The organism is Psychrobacillus sp. FJAT-21963, from assembly GCF_001420585.1.
GTDB lineage: Bacteria > Bacillota > Bacilli > Bacillales_A > Planococcaceae > Psychrobacillus.
On sequence record NZ_LJIY01000014.1, the window covers coordinates 98,451 to 115,067 of the forward strand.

At 36.1% G+C, this 16,617-nt stretch carries 16 protein-coding genes; 12 read left to right on the forward strand and 4 right to left on the reverse strand.

Annotated features, from left to right (window positions below):
• Window positions 1-5: 5 nt before the first annotated feature.
• Entirely contained in the window at window positions 6-806 is an 801-nt protein-coding gene (locus AN959_RS18700; protein ID WP_056832989.1) for an NAD kinase, read from the reverse strand.
• A 154-nt stretch (window positions 807-960) separates the two neighbouring features.
• Here AN959_RS18700 and sppA point away from each other — a divergent pair, with 154 nt between their 5' ends.
• From sppA to AN959_RS18725, 5 genes are all read left to right on the forward strand, one after another.
• The gene (sppA, locus tag AN959_RS18705; protein WP_056832991.1) at window positions 961-1,971 is read left to right on the forward strand and encodes a signal peptide peptidase SppA; all 1,011 of its coding nucleotides are present in this window, start codon (window positions 961-963) and stop codon (window positions 1,969-1,971) included.
• A gap of 15 nt (window positions 1,972-1,986) precedes the next feature.
• Window positions 1,987-2,565: an RDD family protein gene (locus tag AN959_RS18710; protein ID WP_082461098.1), complete on the forward strand. Its 579-nt coding sequence runs from the start codon at window positions 1,987-1,989 to the stop codon at window positions 2,563-2,565.
• A 36-nt stretch (window positions 2,566-2,601) separates the two neighbouring features.
• A complete protein-coding gene (gene tpx, locus AN959_RS18715; protein WP_053588618.1) occupies window positions 2,602-3,111 on the forward strand; it encodes a thiol peroxidase in 510 nt (169 codons plus the stop codon).
• A gap of 47 nt (window positions 3,112-3,158) precedes the next feature.
• A complete protein-coding gene (locus AN959_RS18720; RefSeq protein ID WP_056832993.1) occupies window positions 3,159-4,088 on the forward strand; it encodes a class I SAM-dependent methyltransferase in 930 nt (309 codons plus the stop codon).
• A 68-nt stretch (window positions 4,089-4,156) separates the two neighbouring features.
• Complete coding sequence (locus tag AN959_RS18725; protein ID WP_056832994.1) at window positions 4,157-5,347, forward strand: acetate kinase; 1,191 nt, start codon at window positions 4,157-4,159, stop codon at window positions 5,345-5,347.
• A gap of 31 nt (window positions 5,348-5,378) precedes the next feature.
• Here the strand turns inward: AN959_RS18725 and AN959_RS18730 are convergent, their stop codons facing one another.
• A complete protein-coding gene (locus AN959_RS18730) occupies window positions 5,379-5,831 on the reverse strand; it encodes a universal stress protein (protein WP_053588625.1) in 453 nt (150 codons plus the stop codon).
• A 213-nt stretch (window positions 5,832-6,044) separates the two neighbouring features.
• On the opposite strand from AN959_RS18730, the gene ald reads away from it, so the two are divergent.
• The 3 genes from ald to AN959_RS18745 all read left to right on the forward strand — a co-directional run bounded on the left by ald (window position 6,045) and on the right by AN959_RS18745 (window position 7,949).
• Window positions 6,045-7,160, forward strand: a complete 1,116-nt coding sequence (gene ald / locus AN959_RS18735) for an alanine dehydrogenase (protein WP_056832996.1) — start codon at window positions 6,045-6,047, stop codon at window positions 7,158-7,160.
• 79 nt (window positions 7,161-7,239) lie between these two features.
• Window positions 7,240-7,605, forward strand: coding sequence for a fluoride efflux transporter CrcB (gene crcB / locus AN959_RS18740; protein ID WP_056832998.1), 366 nt, complete (start codon window positions 7,240-7,242; stop codon window positions 7,603-7,605).
• Window positions 7,602-7,949, forward strand: a complete 348-nt coding sequence (locus tag AN959_RS18745; protein ID WP_056833000.1) for a CrcB family protein — start codon at window positions 7,602-7,604, stop codon at window positions 7,947-7,949. Before crcB ends, AN959_RS18745 begins: the two co-directional genes overlap by 4 nt.
• Before the next feature lie 940 nt (window positions 7,950-8,889).
• On the opposite strand, the gene AN959_RS18755 is transcribed toward AN959_RS18745, so the two are convergent.
• Window positions 8,890-9,981: a Xaa-Pro peptidase family protein gene (locus AN959_RS18755; RefSeq protein ID WP_056833004.1), complete on the reverse strand. Its 1,092-nt coding sequence runs from the start codon at window positions 9,979-9,981 to the stop codon at window positions 8,890-8,892.
• A gap of 111 nt (window positions 9,982-10,092) precedes the next feature.
• Here AN959_RS18755 and AN959_RS18760 point away from each other — a divergent pair, with 111 nt between their 5' ends.
• Both AN959_RS18760 and AN959_RS18765 read left to right on the forward strand, forming a co-directional pair.
• Window positions 10,093-10,773: a metal-dependent hydrolase gene (locus AN959_RS18760; RefSeq protein WP_056833006.1), complete on the forward strand. Its 681-nt coding sequence runs from the start codon at window positions 10,093-10,095 to the stop codon at window positions 10,771-10,773.
• A gap of 64 nt (window positions 10,774-10,837) precedes the next feature.
• Window positions 10,838-12,145 (forward strand): DRTGG domain-containing protein, encoded by a 1,308-nt coding sequence (locus tag AN959_RS18765; RefSeq protein WP_056833007.1) that lies wholly within the window; start codon window positions 10,838-10,840, stop codon window positions 12,143-12,145.
• Between the two features lie 45 nt (window positions 12,146-12,190).
• Here the strand turns inward: AN959_RS18765 and AN959_RS18770 are convergent, their stop codons facing one another.
• On the reverse strand, window positions 12,191-12,499 hold the full coding sequence (locus AN959_RS18770; RefSeq protein ID WP_053588632.1) for a YtpI family protein: 309 nt from the start codon (window positions 12,497-12,499) through the stop codon (window positions 12,191-12,193).
• Between the two features lie 93 nt (window positions 12,500-12,592).
• Between AN959_RS18770 and AN959_RS18775 the strand changes: the two genes are divergently transcribed.
• Together AN959_RS18775 and dnaE are read left to right on the forward strand one after the other, a co-directional pair.
• A complete protein-coding gene (locus AN959_RS18775; RefSeq protein WP_056833010.1) occupies window positions 12,593-13,522 on the forward strand; it encodes a bifunctional oligoribonuclease/PAP phosphatase NrnA in 930 nt (309 codons plus the stop codon).
• A gap of 15 nt (window positions 13,523-13,537) precedes the next feature.
• Complete coding sequence (dnaE, locus tag AN959_RS18780) at window positions 13,538-16,597, forward strand: DNA polymerase III subunit alpha (RefSeq protein ID WP_056833012.1); 3,060 nt, start codon at window positions 13,538-13,540, stop codon at window positions 16,595-16,597.
• Window positions 16,598-16,617: the final 20 nt, after the last annotated feature.

A 16,617-nucleotide genomic window follows, 5' to 3' on the forward strand; every position in this document is an offset into this window, starting at 1 on the left:
ACTGTTTATAAAAAAGAACGTTTTACTTTTTCCCAGTAGCTATTATCTTTTAATTTTACGGTTTTGATGATTTTATTGCTTAAAGCAATAGAGACAGTTTCTACATGCTGTATGCTCAATGCTTCGTTGTCGGTGCTCATAGATGGATAATCATTCCAATCCTTATGTAAACGGAGTTCGAGAGATCTTTTGCCGCTCAATATAAAAGAAGTGCCAAGTGTTCTGAATTCGTTGCTATTGACGGAAGCAATCTCTGTTACTTGGATACAAGGGAGAAGTGGATCTACAACTGCACCGTTTAACGATTTGTTGTAGGCAGAGCTTCCAGTTGGTGTTGAAATAACCATGCCATCTCCTCTAAACGTCTCGAAGAGCTTATCATCAATAATAATATCTAATACAAATGTTTTTATGATATTGGATCGAATCGCAAACTCATTTAAACAATAAAATTTTGGATTATGATTGACCGATATTTCCATTAACGGATATTTTCGAACTTTTATTTGATCATTTAATACTGCATCTGCCATCGCTTCTATATCTTCTATTAAAAAGTCACAGTACATACTTAATGTGCCAGTTGTTGATATTCCAGCATAAAGACAATCTTGACGAAAACCAGTTTTGCGAACGGCCTGCAAAAAAGATCCATCTGTTCCAATACTAACAATAATAGAAGCATCTTGGTGGTTGTCTACAACCTGAAAGCCGTACGATTGAATCGCATCTGCTAAAACATCTTTTTTTTCTAATGATTCTATGTCATTCTTAGTATAAAGAAATATTGTATTTCTTGAGGTCATTAAGCTTTCTCCTTTTAATTAAATAATATTTTTGTCATATGAAATTAATTAGAAGTATGTGATCTTCTGTATATGCATTTATTTTAACATTTCATGAAACATTTAGACATTTTTTTCGTATGTAAGAATGTAAACAAAAGGAGGAACAAGGTATATGAATATGAAACGTTGGTTTGCCATTTTAGGGGCATCCGTATTATTAGCAGTTTCTATTTTTGTCAATACGTTATCGAGTGCATTTTCGACGGATTGGACAGCAATGATGGAGGAGTTTGCATCAGTTTCAAGCTCTGAATTTTATGAAACAGTAATTGAAGAGGGTAATATGAATGAGCGTGTTGCACTCCTTACAGTAAATGGAGTTATACAGGATACAGGAAGTACTGGATCACTTTTTGCTACGGAGACTTATAATCATCAATTCTTTTTAGAGCAATTAGAACAAGCGAAAACAGACGAATCAGTTAAAGCTATCGTACTTCAAGTAAACTCTCCTGGTGGTGGAGTAGTTGAATCAGCGCAAATTTATAAAGAAATTAGAGAGATACAAGAGGAAGCTGGTAAGCCGGTTTATGTTTCGATGGGCAGTATGGCAGCATCTGGTGGTTATTATATCTCAGCATCTGCGGATAAAATTTTTGTAAACAAAGAAACAATTACAGGATCAATCGGTGTAATTATGCAAAGTGTCAATTATGGTAAGCTTGCAGAGAAATACGGTGTAGAATTTGTTACCATCAAATCAGGTCCATATAAGGACATTATGAGCCCATCAAGAGAGATGACAGAAGAAGAGAGAGAACTGTTACAGGTCATGTTGAACGACTCCTATGAGGATTTTGTAGATATTATCGAACAAGGACGTAATATGACGGAGGCTGAAGTTAAAAAAGTAGCGGACGGAAGAATAGTAAATGGTCGTCAAGCAGTTGAAGCAGGATTAGCAGATGAAATTGGATTTATAGAAGATGTAATTCAAGCGATCAAAACAGACAATGATTTGGAAGATGCAGAGGTTTTTGAATATGGATACTCGCCAAGCTTTTCTTCATTGTTTGCGATGAAGGCACAATCATTCTTTGGTGTTGATATGGAGTCTAAATTAATCGGTAAACTGATTGCAGATAATAGTGCACCTCGCATGATGTATTTATACGGTGAATGATAAGGAGGGAATATGATGAGTGAAATTGAACAGCCAGAAGAACGTATTGTGCAAGTAAGTGAAGCTCCAACTCAACCAGTCACTAAGCCAACTGATCAATTTGAGCACAAAGCGGCAGGCTTTTGGATACGTTTTTGGGCATATGTAGCGGACCTGTTAGTTTTGGCTTCTATTGGAATGTTACTAATAAAACCTATTTTCCGTTTACTTTCATTGGAGATAAATGATCCTACTTGGTATGCTCCTTTTACCTTAATTACATCAATTATATTTTATGCTTATTTCGTGTTGATGACGAAATTTTTCAACCAAACAGTTGGAAAAATGATTTTTGGTATTAAAGTAATCACAAAGGACCGAGAAAAGTTAAAATGGAGTACGGTTTTATTTAGAGAATGGGTTGGTAGAATTATCTCGGTGATTCCACTAAATATTCCATATCTTGCAGTTGCTTTTACTCCTAAAAAGCAAGCTATTCACGACTTTATTGCAGATACTTTAGTAGTACACGAAGCTGTATATGATAAAACTCAGAAAGTTGAATATACACGTCCTCCTGCTGCAAAAGAGTTGCAAGAGCAGAACATATTCTAGTAAGATGAAGATATTGAAAAAGGAGGCTACATATTTATGGCTCAAGTAACATTTAAAAACAATCCAGTAACTTTAGTTGGAAAAGAAGTAGTAGTTGGAGAAAAGGCGCCAGACTTTACAGTTCTAGCAAATGATTTATCACCAGTAACACTTCAAGACTCTGCTGGTAAAGTTCGTTTAATAAGTGTAGTTCCTTCCCTTGATACAGGAGTATGTTCTACACAAACAAACAAATTCAATCAAAGTGCTGCTAGTTTAGGTGAAGATGTAGTAATCTTAACAATTTCAGTAGATTTACCATTCGCTCAAAAACGTTGGTGCGGAGCTAATGCTGCTGACGCAATTCAAACTCTATCTGATCACCGTGACCTTTCATTCGGTAGAGCATACGGTGTTTATATGGAAGAATTACGATTACTAGCTCGTTCTGTTTTTGTAGTCGATAAAAATGACGTTGTTACTTACGCTGAATACGTTAGCGAAGGTACCGATCATCCAGACTATGAAAAAGCATTAGAAGCGGTTAAAGCATTAACGAACAAATAAAACATTTAAGCCCACTCTTAGAGTGGGTTTTACTATGAGGGATAAATATGCACACAAATGTAGAAAAAATTTTTACGTTTATCGATCAAGAGAGTAGCTTTATAGAAGAACAAGCATCTGTTACTTATTTAGAGGGAGTTATTTATGCCTTGGAATTATGGTTAACAGAAAAAAAAACACCTTCCATCATTAATCCTAGCAAGGAGCAAATAAGAAAAGCTGTACAACTTGCGATACTTAAAGGTATGAAAAAATCCGCTCAAGTCAATCATCAAATGACCCCAGATGCGATTGGATTACTAGTAGCTTATTTTGTGAAGGAAATGTCGAAAGACAAAAAGGAATTGGCAATTTTAGACCCTGCCTTAGGAACAGGAAATTTACTTTATACAGTAATGAATGCATTACCAACAGAAAACCATGCATTTGGAGTGGAAATTGATGATTTGTTAATCCAGTTGGCTGCACAAACAGGAGAGTTATTAAGTTGCGACATACAACTATTTAGACAAGATGCTCTACAGCCTTTACTAATCGACCCTGTTGATATTGTTGTAAGTGATCTGCCTGTTGGATATTATCCTGATTCAGAATCAGCAAAAGACTACTTCCTACATAGTGAAGAAGAGATGTCTTATGCACATCACTTGTTTATCGAGCAGTCGATGAAACATGTGAAACCAGGTGGCTTGTTATACTTTTTAGTACCTGAGACGATTTTTGAATCGAAACAAGCTCCAAAACTGCATAAATTCCTGAAAGACAATGGTTGGATTCAAGCTGTTATCCAATTACCGTCAACTATTTTCAAATCAAAAGGACAAGAAAAAAGCTTATTAATCATACAAAAGAAAAATGAGACTTTAAAAGCTCCAAGAGAAGTTTTACTCGCAAAAGTACCTAATATGTCGAACAAAGAAGCAATGGAACTCTTTTTTAAGAAAATTGACATATGGCAAGAAGAAAACGCTAAATAATGATTGTTGCTCGCTCCTTCTGTGAAAGGTACAATTAACGTACTAGAATATAGAAGGGGCGTTTTTTTATGGCAAATATTTTAGCAATTAATGCAGGAAGTTCTTCTTTAAAGTTTCAATTGCTCAAAATGCCAGAAGAAGAAGTAATTGCAAAAGGGTTAATCGAGCGAATTGGTTTGAGCGAGCCAATTTTTACGATGACGACAGAAAGTGGACGTACTCAATTAATTGAACATGTTGAAAACCATACACAAGCTGTCAAATTAATCATTCGTCAGCTGTTAGAAAAAGATGTCATTCACTCTTTAGAGGATATACATGGAGTTGGACATCGTGTAGTACATGGTGGGGAAGTCTACAGTGATTCTATACTGATCGATGAAAAGGTTATGGAAAAATTAGATGAGCTATCTGAGCTGGCACCGTTACATAATCCAGCAAATTTTACAGGTATACGTGAGGTTGCAAAAGAATTACCGCATGTTCCTGCTGTAGCAGTTTTTGATACTGCCTTTCATCAAACAATGCCAGAGAGCTCATACTTATATTCCATTCCTTATGACTATTATAAGAAGTATGGCATCCGTAAATATGGTTTCCATGGTACCTCACATAAGTTTGTAGCTTATCGTGCAGCAGAGATGTTAAATCGACCTATTGAGACTACTCGATTTATATCTTGCCATTTAGGTAATGGAGCAAGTATCGCTGCTATCAATCGTGGAAAATCAATCGATACCTCAATGGGATTCACACCACTTGCCGGAGTAACGATGGGTACAAGATCTGGGAATCTCGACCCAGCACTCATCCCTTATTTAATGGAAAAGACGGGTAAAAGCGCAGAAGAAGTACTAGATATATTAAATAAAAAATCTGGTATGCTAGGAGTATCTGGATTTTCCAGTGATCTTCGTGATATCGTTAACGAGGCTTCTAAAGGAAATGATCGTGCTCAGTTAGCCCTAGATGTATTTGCAAATCGTATTCACAAATATATTGGCTCTTATGCTGCAAGAATGAATGGAGTAGACGCAATTATATTTACCGCAGGTATAGGAGAAAATAGCTCGGTCATTCGAGAAAAAGTTTTAAGTGGACTACAATTTATGGGTGTTTATATGGATCCTGATTTAAACAAAATACTTGGGAAAGAAACGTTTATAAATTACCCACATTCACCAGTAAAAGTAATTGTTATTCCGACAAACGAAGAGATAATGATTGCGAGAGATACGATGAGATTAGCGGAATTATAAAAAAGGTAACCCTAGGGCTACCTTTTTTTATTTAACTTTCTGTTTCTTCTGTACGAACTACTAGAACATCACATTTTGAGGAGCGAACGATGTATTCAGATACACTACCGATAAGGAAGCGTTCTACTGTGTTTAAACCAGTTGCCCCACAGATGATTAAATCTGCTTCTACTTTGTTTGCGATGTCTTTTGAAATCATTGTTTTTGGTGAGCCATACTCAACGATTATGTTCACATTTGCAACGCCGCCTGCAAGAGCTTCTTTTTTATATCCATCTAATAATTCTTCCGCAAAAACTTGAGCTCGTTCAGCGATTGAGCGGTCATAAGCCTCGATTGCAGCAAATGATCTTGTATCAATAATGTTAATCAAGTTTAAAGTGGCATTGTTTCTTGCTGCAATGGATACAGATTTTTTAAAAGCAAGCTCCGCCTCTTTAGAACCATCTACTGCAACTAGAATTTGTTTGTATTTTAATGTCATAATTAAAACCTCCTATTCTTGTTATATATATATATTTCGTGATTTCTTTTTGTATTCCTTCTACTTAGAGTAAGATTTTAAGAACAACTTGTGAACTTATCCATATAATTATTATTTTATTGAAGTAATTTTCCTATATAAATGTTAAAATGGAAGTGTTTTAAAACGTTTTCATTTTTATTACTTAAAATATGTACATAAGGGGATATGGAAATGCGTATTGGTGTACCAAAAGAAACTAAAAATAACGAAAATCGTGTCGCTATGACGCCTGCAGGTGTTGTTACTTTAAAACATCACAATCATGAAGTTATTATTGAAACTGGAGCGGGATTAGGTTCAAGTTTTACAGATGAGGATTATATTGCAGCAGGAGCAACAATTGTAAATACTGCACAAGAAGCATGGAATCAAGAAATGGTTATGAAAGTGAAGGAACCTACTCATGATGAGTTTCATCTGATTAAAGAAGAATCCATCCTTTTTACTTATCTACATTTAGCACCTGAAGAAGATTTGACAAAGGTCCTATTAGAAAAGAAAGTAACTGCTATTGCTTACGAAACGGTTCAACTTCCAAATAATTCATTACCATTATTAACTCCAATGAGTGAAGTTGCTGGTCGTATGGCAACACAAATTGGTGCACAATATTTAGAGAAAATTAATGGCGGTAAAGGAATTTTGCTTGGTGGTGTTCCAGGAGTACCACGTGCGAAAGTTGCAGTTGTTGGTGGAGGAATTGCTGGAACTAATGCAGCTCACATAGCTGTAGGTATGGGTGCACAAGTTACAATCATCGATTTAAATCCTGATCGTCTTCGTCAGTTAGAAGATTTATTTGGTAGTAATGTTCAAACATTAATTTCAAATCCTTATAATATCGGACAAGCAGTTAAAGAAGCAGATTTAGTAGTAGGAGCAGTTTTAATTCCTGGTGCAAAAGCTCCAAAACTTGTTTCAGAAGAGATGATTAAATCGATGTCTCCTGGCTCTGTTGTAATTGATATTGCAATTGACCAAGGTGGAATTTTTGAAACTTCTGATCGTATCACAACGCATGATAACCCAACTTATGAAAAGCATGGTGTTGTTCATTATGCAGTTGCTAATATGCCAGGAGCAGTTCCTAGAACTTCTACAATGGCCCTGACGAATGCAACTGTTCCTTATGCTTTGCAAATTGCTAACAAGGGATATCAACAAGCTTGCTTGGATAATCTTGCATTACAAAAAGGTATCAATACTTTAGCAGGTCATGTTACTTTTAAAGCGGTTGCGGAAGCACAAGGTCTTCCTTATGTGGATGTTACAACGCTTTTAAACTAAAATATTTTGCTGTGAACACCCAAAGATATTAAAACTTTGGGTGTTCTGTTTTTTATTTATAAAGATGGAGTGTTGAAAAATGGCATATTTGCTTGTAGGAGTAGCTGGAGCATTAGGGGCATTATTAAGGTATCTAATCGGGCTTCTATTGTTTACAGAATCTATTTTCCCTTTTGCCACATTAGCTATAAATTTAATCGGTTGTTATATACTCTCTTACTTATCATCAGTAGTACTGCCAAAAAGTAGGCTACCTTTGACTTTACAAACTGCCATAACTTCAGGGTTTTTAGGTGCTTTTACAACTTTCTCCACATTTAGTTTGGAAACAGTGGAATTAGTTAATAGAGGTGAATATCTATTGTCTATAGTATACGTATTGATCAGTATGATTGGTGGCATTCTGATGATTAAATTAGGTTGGAATAGTGAGGGGAGTAAATGAGTATTTTACATCTTGGAGCTGTAGCTATTGGAGGGTTTATAGCATCCATCGTTCGATTTTACATATCCCAAAAGCTTAACAATCCTGATCGAAAATTACCGTTTGGCACACTTCTTGTTAATTTAAGCGGATCTTTCTTATTGGGATACAGTATTCATTTAGGTCTTGATAAATATCTTGTTCTACTTCTAGGAATAGGATTTCTAGGTGCTTTTACAACCTTTTCAACCTTTAATAAAGAATTACTTACACTTCAAAAATATCCTCGAAAATGGCTCATCTATTTTGCCGCTACTTATTTGGGAGGCATAGGCTTAGCATTTCTAGGATTCTATATAGGATAATAAAAAAGCATCCCGTAGGATGCTTTAGTTCGTCTACAAACTAGTGTAAATATCCATCACATTTTATTGGATATGAGAAGCGTCCGCTCGACTCCTGCGGGAAAGCGAGACAGACGAGACCCTGCAGGAGCGTAGCGACGACACTGAAAAAGTCTATAGATTTGACCTTACTAATAATGTCGTCCGGTATATAAGAATATCGTTGAAACGGCTCCCTTACCGCGGGCGTTGCCTTAGCCTCCTAGGCCAACACGATGTTGGTCATGCAATCGTTGCCGCAAAAGTTCTTTTGCGACGAGCTTTGCGCAGGAGCAGGATGCGGCGAACTTAGATTGCCTTCCCCTCAACTGCGGGGTCTTCGGCGAACGCTATTCCCTCAGGAGCGTCGCCTTATTCAACGATTTTCTAAAAAATACTAATTGAAAAAATGTAAGTGATAAAAACTTGCTCTATTAAGGGCATGAGGGTTTTCTAATTTAAAACCGGATAATAGTTGATTGGAGTGGAAGGCGGCGACTCCAGCCGGAAGAGCAAATGTTTTCTGCACCGAAAGCGAAGCGTCAGGTGCATGAGCTGAAGACCCTAGACTGAGCGGAGCGAAGGAAGCGGCTGAAGCCATGCCGGCGAAAAGCGTCCGCCTGGAACAGAAATCAACGGGGCCATCTTTGTTTCTGACCGTATAAAGTTATTTCTGACCGGATAGATGAACTTTGTGTCCGGATAAATGAATTTCTGTCCGTATAAAAATTTTATTGTCCACATAAAAAGTTTTCTGACCATATAGCATCTTTTCATCATTTTATCTTCCGTACTATTGCTCCTACTAAGCTGTAAGCCTCGGTAAAACAATATATTATATCTTTTATAAAATTAAAAGACTGTAGAACACTCGTTTTTTCGAGTTTGTCTACAGTCTCTGATAGCTCCCGTGTGGATGCTTTTATAGCACTATCAATTCTTTCGGGAATTTTGTAAGTACCTCAACACCATTTTCTGTAACGACCACATCATCTTCAATACGTACACCTGTTATATCCGGATGGTATATTCCTGGCTCAATAGTGAATACCATGCCAGTTTCTAGTTCCATCTCATTTACACCAGTGATAGATGGAAATTCATGTACTGAAATTCCTAGACCGTGTCCTAAACGATGCGTAAAATACTCTCCGTATCCAGCATCTGTAATTACGTCACGAGCAATTTTATCAAGCTCCATAGCAGTTACTCCAGGTTTGACTGCATTTACTGCAGCCTCTTCTGCACGGCGTACAGTCTCATAAACTTCACGTTTTTCCTCTGTTGGTTCACCAAATGATACAGTTCTAGTAATATCTGAGCAGTAGCCATTATAAACAACGCCTAAATCAAATAGGATAAAGTCACCTTTTTGTATTTTACGATCACCAGGATTACCATGTGGAGAAGCCGTTTTAGGTCCACTTAATACCATCGTATCAAAGGACATTTGATATCCGCCTTTTTCTTTTACTGCATTTTCTATAGCATTTAAAATTTCTAGCTCTGTTTTTCCTTCAGCAATTTCTTTGCAACCTACTTCAATTGCAAAATCAGCAAGCTCAGCAGCTTTTCTCATATTTACCAATTCATCTTCTGTTTTAATAACACGTAATTTATTGATCGCCTCATCGATTCTTGAAATTTGAATCGCAGGTATTCTCTCTAGTATAGCTTCTTGGCGTTCGACAGTTAAATGTGCTTTTTCAATTGCCAATGAGTTGATAACGCCAACTTTGTTTTGAATGGTTTGAACTACGATATCCCAAGCATTTTCCGTATCTTGGTGGCCAACAATATCCCCAGTCCAACCAGTTGCCAAAGCATCTGGAACTTCCATTTGCGGACAAATGATAAATGGTGCAGCATCCTTAAAAATTAAAACACCAAGCAAACGTTCATGCGGATTGCTTCTAAATCCAGTAAAATAAAAAACATTATCTGGAGTCGTTATGAATGCAGCGTCAATATTATTAGACTTTAAAAAACTTTGAATTCTTTCTACTTGTTTCATCATGGCACCTCTTTTAATATTTATAAGTTAAGGATATCAGAATAAAGGATTTCTGGCATCTACGTTGAATGAAATACAGAGAGAAAATTAACCAAAAGGAGCGGATTACTTATGCAAATTAGTTATCATGGACATTCTGTAGTAAAAATTAAAACAAATACGCACACGATTTTAATCGATCCTTTTATCACCGGAAATGGTTTAACTGATTTAACGGCCTCTGAGGAAAAGCCAGATGTAATTTTATTGACACATGGACATAATGATCATGTCGGAGACACTATTGAAATTGCAAAGCAGTCTAATGCACTTGTTGTAGCGCCTTTTGAGCTTGCTGAATATCTAGGTACTAAGGGTTTAAATACACATGAAATGGGTTTAGGTGGGGCATATGAATTTGATTTTGGACAAGTAAAGTTAACACAAGCATTCCATAGTTCTTCTTTTACTTCAAATGAAGATGGAACAATTTACACTGGTATGCCAGCTGGAATATTATTTACCACAGAAGGTAAGACCATCTACCATGCAGGTGATACAGCCCTGTTCGGAGATATGCAACTAATTGGGCAGAGAAATAATATTGACGTAGCATTTTTACCAATAGGTGATAATTTTACTATGGGTCCTAAAGACGCTGCCTATGCTACTGAACTATTAAAGCCAAAGGTAGTTGTCCCGATACATTACAATACTTTCCCACCTATAAAACAAGACCCAAATCATTTTAAGGAATTAGTGTCAACAGCAGAAGTACAAATACTTCAAGCAGGTGAAATGGTTAGACTGTAACATAGCTAGATAATATATATAATGTGGTACAATAAGCGTATAACAATCGTTTGGATGTGACTACATGACAACAAAACATGAGCAAATTTTAGCGTATATAGAAAAACTTCCTGTTGGGGATAAAATATCTGTTAGACAAATAGCGAAAGATTTAACGGTCAGTGAAGGAACAGCATACCGTGCGATAAAAGAAGCAGAAAATAGAAGGTTAGTTAGTACAATTGAACGAGTTGGAACGATTCGAATTGAACTAAAGAAAAAAGAGCATTTTGAAAGATTAACTTATGCTGAAGTAGTAAATATAGTAGATGGACAAGTATTGGGTGGGAAATCTGGTCTTTACAAAACACTAAATAAGTTTGTTATAGGGGCTATGCAATTAGAAGACATGATGCGTTATGTAGAACCGAGTAACTTGTTAATTGTGGGAAATCGTCTTCAAGTACATGAATCAGGATTGCGAGCTGGAGCAGCAGTACTTGTAACCGGTGGATTTGATGTTTCTGATAGAACAAAAAAACTAGCGGACGATTTGGAGTTGCCAGTAATATCAACAAGCTATGATACTTTTACAGTTGCTACGATGATCAATCGGGCAATTGATGATCAACTGATTAAAAAAGACGTGCTTTTAATTGAAGATATTTATGTTCCTTTAAAAGATACATCTTTTCTTCGTACAAATGATTTAATAAATCGTTACCATGAATTAAACCAATTGACGACACATGGAGGATTCCCAGTAGTTGATAAATCGAACAAGCTGGTCGGGATTGTTACGGCGAGAGATGTAATTGGTAAAGATAGTCTAGAGCTAATCGACAAAGTAATGACGAGAAATCCGATATCCATCACACTTAAAACTAGCGTCGCCTCAGCAAGTCATCGCATGATTTGGGAAGGAATAGACTTGTTACCTGTAGTAGGTGATAACAATTCCTTAAAAGGTGTCATTAGTAGACAGGATGTGCTGAAAGCATTACAAGCGGCTTCACGACAGCCTCAAAACGGAGAAACAATAGACGATATTGTAAAGCAGCAAATTAAACTAATTTCTGCTGAAGAATACATTTTTGAGTTTATAGTAACTCCGCAGATGACGAACCATTATGGTGCTATGTCATATGGCGCATTCTCTATATTATTGACAGAAACAGGGGCCCAAACCTTGAAAATTCGAAAACGAGGAGAAAGCGTTGTAGAAAATATGACGATTTACTATACGAAGCCTATCCAGATAGAAAGTATTTTACGAATCCATGCTAAAGTATTAGAAATGAGCCGTAAAGTAGCAAAAATGGACATAGAAGTATTTAATGAGAAACAGTTAGTCGGAAAAGCAATGGTTACTTATCAAATGCTCGAACGATGAAAAAATGATGCAGCTTTATAGCTGCATCATTTCCAATTGAATATGTTATTTATTTAAATCTAATTCCTCTTGAACGAATTGTCCATAATGCTTGGATACTTTATAATTATGATACATAAAATATCCTCCCAGAAGGATAAAAATTGCGGAGATTACATATGTAAGAGTTGATGGGAACACGATAAGAAAATTTAATCCAAAAAAAAGTATAAATGCTCCCAAACAAATAGATGCTTTCGCGGCAAACCATTTTTTTCGAATAGGTAAAGTGGTGCGAAATTGTTTCGTTTTAAAATAAAAATACCAAACAAATGAAACAACGATGGCTAGTATAAAGATAAAATTAAGTATCATAATGGACCCCCAATAAAAGTTAAGCTTTCATTATTGTATAGGGAAATTTGTGAAAATGCGAATAGTAAATCTGATGAAGTGAGGGAACTTGAAATGAAAAGACAAATCATAGACACAATCGAACGCTATGACAAAATAATAATACATCGACATGTACGTCCCGATCCGGATGCATATGGATCTCAAATAGGATTAAAAGAACTCATTTCATTAAACTATCCAAATAAAAAAGTATTTGCTACTGGAATTCATGAAAATACTTTAGACTTTTTAGCTCGACCAGATAAAGTTTTAGATGAAGACTTTAAAGATGCTCTTATTATTGTTACAGACACGGCAAATACAGAAAGAATAGATGATGATCGTTATAAGCTAGGTAGTTATTTGATAAAAATAGATCATCACCCAAATGATGATGCTTATGGAGATTTACTCTGGGTTAACACAAGCGCGAGCTCGGTAAGTGAAATGATTTGTGAATTATTTGAAGAAGCGAAGGAATATAGAAGCTGGAAGTTGGATGCAAGTATTGCAAGATTATTATTTGCTGGAATTGTTGGTGACACAGGAAGATTTATGTTCCAAAGTACAACACTCCAAACAATGAAATATGCAGGACAATTGCTTTCTCATGGCTTTGATCGTACTGAACTGTTCAATGGTATGTATGAGGTTGAACGCAACTTACTTCATTTAAAAGGCTATGTATATGAAAACTTTAGCATGGATGAAAATGGTGTAGGTTTTGTTAAATTAACAAGAGAAATTTTACAAAAATACAATGTTGCAGAATCGGAAGCATCTCTATTGGTAAGTGCTTTAGCCGACGTAAAAGGTATGAGATGTTGGGTATTTTTTATCGAGGATGAAAAAGAAATTCGTGTTCGCCTTCGCTCAAAAGGTCCGATTATTAACGAAATAGCCAAAAAATATGGTGGTGGAGGACATCCACTAGCTTCAGGTGCTTCCGTAAAGTCGTGGGATGAAGCAGATGTTGTCATTAAGGATTTAAAAATGTTGTAAACAGAGGTGTCTTATATGGAAACAGTATATCCACAAATTGTAACATCAGCGGATATGCTGAAAAGTACAATACAACTGGACCAACTAATTCAAAAGTTGAAAAAGAATAATGCGAAGGCAGCCGCTATTACAAATAGTAAATTGTATGGCATGTTGCCTTTTTGGCATGAATTAAATAAACAACAAATTCACCCGGTGATAGGACTAACGATCAAGGTCCAATTAGAAACTCAAATATGTTCTATCATTTTATACGCAAAAAACAACAGAGGTTATGAAAATCTTTTGAAGATTACAAGTAGTCTAGAAACAAGAGAACTTTCCGAACTACCACTAAAATGGTTAATAGCTTATAAAGAAGGAATAATTGCAGTCTATTACAGTGAACAGCAATATTCGAAAGAAGTTTTAGCTGAATTAGCTAAAGTATTTCTTCCTTCTTTTCTGTTTGTAGGTATAGAGAGACCAAATGGAGTAATCAAGGAAAACGAACGTGAAATAATATCGATTGCAGATGAACTTTCTATTCCTATAACTACTTATCATATGAGTCGCTATATAGAAAAAGAGGATTCTTTTGCATTCGAAGTTTTAAATGCAATGGATCAATCCCTCAAAATGTCTGACATGAATCGTTTAAAACCTTCCACTAATTCTTATCACCTACTTTCAAACGAGGAGTGGCTGAATTGGTTTTCAGATGTTCCAAATTGGCTTGACAATACAAAAAAAATGCTAGAAAGCTGCCACTTATCATTCGAACAACCTACCCACCATATGCCGAAATTCCCTCTACCTCCAAACGTATTGGCAAAAGACCATTTACGACAACTTTGCGAAGAGGGTTTAACAAAACGAGTACAAAACGTAACGACCGAATATGTGGAGCGTCTACAGTATGAACTTAACGTTATAAGTCAAATGAAGTATGATGATTATTTTCTAATAGTGCAGGATTTTATGAAGTTTGCAAAACAGGCTGGAATATTAACAGGACCAGGACGAGGATCTTCTGCAAGTTCCCTTGTAGCTTATTCTCTTAGTATTACAGATGTAGATCCACTTGAATACGGTCTTTTGTTTGAACGGTTTTTAAATCCGGAACGTATTACTTTGCCAGATATTGATATTGATTTTGCCGATTCAAAAAGAATGGAAGTTATACAATACGTCGTTGAAAAGTATGGCAAACAACATGTGTCCCAAATAATCACTTTCGGTACTCTTTCAGCTAAAGCTGTGGCGCGTGAAGTGGCAAGGGTGTTTGGGTTTGAATCTTCTACATTAGAAGCTATCTCATCCTTTATTCCATCCAAGCCTGGCATTACTTTAAAAGAGGCTTATGAGCAATCACAAAAGTTAAGAGAGTTTATACAAACAGAAGAAATCCGAAAAAAATGGTTCCAAGTCGCTCTTGGATTAGAAGGATTACCGAGAAATGCTTCCACTCATGCAGCTGGTGTAGTACTTTCACCAAGTCCACTTGTAGACGTAGTACCGATCCAGAGTGGCCATGATGATATATATTTAACGCAGTGGCCTATGAAAGAAGTCGAGCAGGTAGGCTTATTGAAAATGGATTTTCTTGGGTTGAGGAACTTGACCATTATAGAGAGAATTCTATTTTTAATCAATAAAAAAACGACAACCAAAGTCACATTAGCGGCTATTCCTTTGAATGATCAACCTACCTTTCAAATGCTTCAAAATGGGGACACAACAGGTGTCTTCCAACTTGAATCTGCAGGTATGCGAAATGCCTTAAGGCAAATAAAACCCTCAAAATTTGAGGATATTGTAGCGGTTAATGCTTTATTTAGACCAGGGCCAATGGACAGTATTCCATTGTACGCAAAAAGAAAATTAGGACAGCAGGCTGTAACATATGAACATCCAGTGCTTGAACCAATTTTACGAGAAACTTATGGCATCATCGTCTATCAAGAGCAAATCATGCAAATTGCCTCACAAATGGCTGGTTTTACATTCGGAGAAGCGGATTTGTTACGACGAGCAGTTAGTAAAAAAAATCGTGAAATCTTACAAAAAGAACGAGCTCATTTCGTTCAAAAGGCTATACAACTTGGTCATACACAGGAGGCTGCCTCGACTGTATACGACTTAATCGTTCGTTTTGCAGATTATGGATTTCCAAAGAGTCATGCAGTAGCCTATAGTGTTATTTCGTACCAAATGGCTTATTTAAAAACTCATTTCCCTGTTCCATTTTACTGTGCATTATTAAGTACTGCAGTTGGAAATCAGGAAAAAATAAATCAACTTTTAATGGAAATGAAACAAAAAAATATTAGCGTGTTACCTCCTTCCATTTATAAAAGCCAACTATCTTTTTCTGTTGAAAGTGGTGGTGTTCGTTTTGGCTTAAATGCTATTAAAGGGGTGTCTCAGGCATTTATAAAGAAATTAAAACAGCAAAGATTGAACAGAACTTCTAACTGGGATGATATTTTCGATTTTGCCGCCGATCTTACTGCAGTCCATTTTACTAGAAAAAATGTGGAGCCACTTATTAAGGCTGGTGCTTTAGATGAATTTGATGAAGAACGGTCCACGTTGCTCGCCACGTTAGATGCTGCTGTAAAATATGCGGAGCTTGTAAGCCCTACGGAAGAGAGTGATTTGTTTAACGGAGATGCTTCTCATTTTGGAAAATCTAAATATATACAAACGGAACCATTACCCTTAATGATGAAGCTTCAATTTGAGAAAGATGTGTTAGGTCAATATTTTTCTGAGCATCCTACAGTTTCCATTAAAAGAAATCATCCTGATCAAATAGCTAGTATATGGAACGTTCAACAAGCACAAAAAGAATGGAAAGTAAAAATAATTGGTCTCATCGAAGAAATAAAAAGGATAAGAACAAAAAAGGGTGAATCAATGGCATTTGTTACATTACAAGATGATACTGGAAGTATTTCGGTAACTCTTTTTCCTGAAGAATATGCGAAATATAATGCTTTGTTGAAAGAAATGTCAATTATTGTCGTTGAAGGAAAATCAGAACGTAGAAATGGGAATACACAAATAATAGGAAAATCACTTTGGAATTAGAACTGTACAATTTTGTACAG

What these genes read in the sequence shown, in the direction of transcription:
- AN959_RS18775 (WP_056833010.1), top strand. Translation starts at nt 12,593, where the DNA reads ATGAAAAGACAAATCATAGACACAATCGAACGCTATGACAAAATAATA.
- AN959_RS18700 (WP_056832989.1), bottom strand. Translation starts at nt 806, where the DNA reads ATGACCTCAAGAAATACAATATTTCTTTATACTAAGAATGACATAGAA.
- AN959_RS18745 (WP_056833000.1), top strand. Translation starts at nt 7,602, where the DNA reads ATGAGTATTTTACATCTTGGAGCTGTAGCTATTGGAGGGTTTATAGCA.
- ald (WP_056832996.1), top strand. Translation starts at nt 6,045, where the DNA reads ATGCGTATTGGTGTACCAAAAGAAACTAAAAATAACGAAAATCGTGTC.
- AN959_RS18765 (WP_056833007.1), top strand. Translation starts at nt 10,838, where the DNA reads ATGACAACAAAACATGAGCAAATTTTAGCGTATATAGAAAAACTTCCT.
- crcB (WP_056832998.1), top strand. Translation starts at nt 7,240, where the DNA reads ATGGCATATTTGCTTGTAGGAGTAGCTGGAGCATTAGGGGCATTATTA.
- AN959_RS18710 (WP_082461098.1), top strand. Translation starts at nt 1,987, where the DNA reads ATGAGTGAAATTGAACAGCCAGAAGAACGTATTGTGCAAGTAAGTGAA.
- tpx (WP_053588618.1), top strand. Translation starts at nt 2,602, where the DNA reads ATGGCTCAAGTAACATTTAAAAACAATCCAGTAACTTTAGTTGGAAAA.
- AN959_RS18720 (WP_056832993.1), top strand. Translation starts at nt 3,159, where the DNA reads ATGCACACAAATGTAGAAAAAATTTTTACGTTTATCGATCAAGAGAGT.
- dnaE (WP_056833012.1), top strand. Translation starts at nt 13,538, where the DNA reads ATGGAAACAGTATATCCACAAATTGTAACATCAGCGGATATGCTGAAA.
- AN959_RS18725 (WP_056832994.1), top strand. Translation starts at nt 4,157, where the DNA reads ATGGCAAATATTTTAGCAATTAATGCAGGAAGTTCTTCTTTAAAGTTT.
- AN959_RS18730 (WP_053588625.1), bottom strand. Translation starts at nt 5,831, where the DNA reads ATGACATTAAAATACAAACAAATTCTAGTTGCAGTAGATGGTTCTAAA.
- sppA (WP_056832991.1), top strand. Translation starts at nt 961, where the DNA reads ATGAATATGAAACGTTGGTTTGCCATTTTAGGGGCATCCGTATTATTA.
- AN959_RS18760 (WP_056833006.1), top strand. Translation starts at nt 10,093, where the DNA reads ATGCAAATTAGTTATCATGGACATTCTGTAGTAAAAATTAAAACAAAT.
- AN959_RS18755 (WP_056833004.1), bottom strand. Translation starts at nt 9,981, where the DNA reads ATGAAACAAGTAGAAAGAATTCAAAGTTTTTTAAAGTCTAATAATATT.
- AN959_RS18770 (WP_053588632.1), bottom strand. Translation starts at nt 12,499, where the DNA reads ATGATACTTAATTTTATCTTTATACTAGCCATCGTTGTTTCATTTGTT.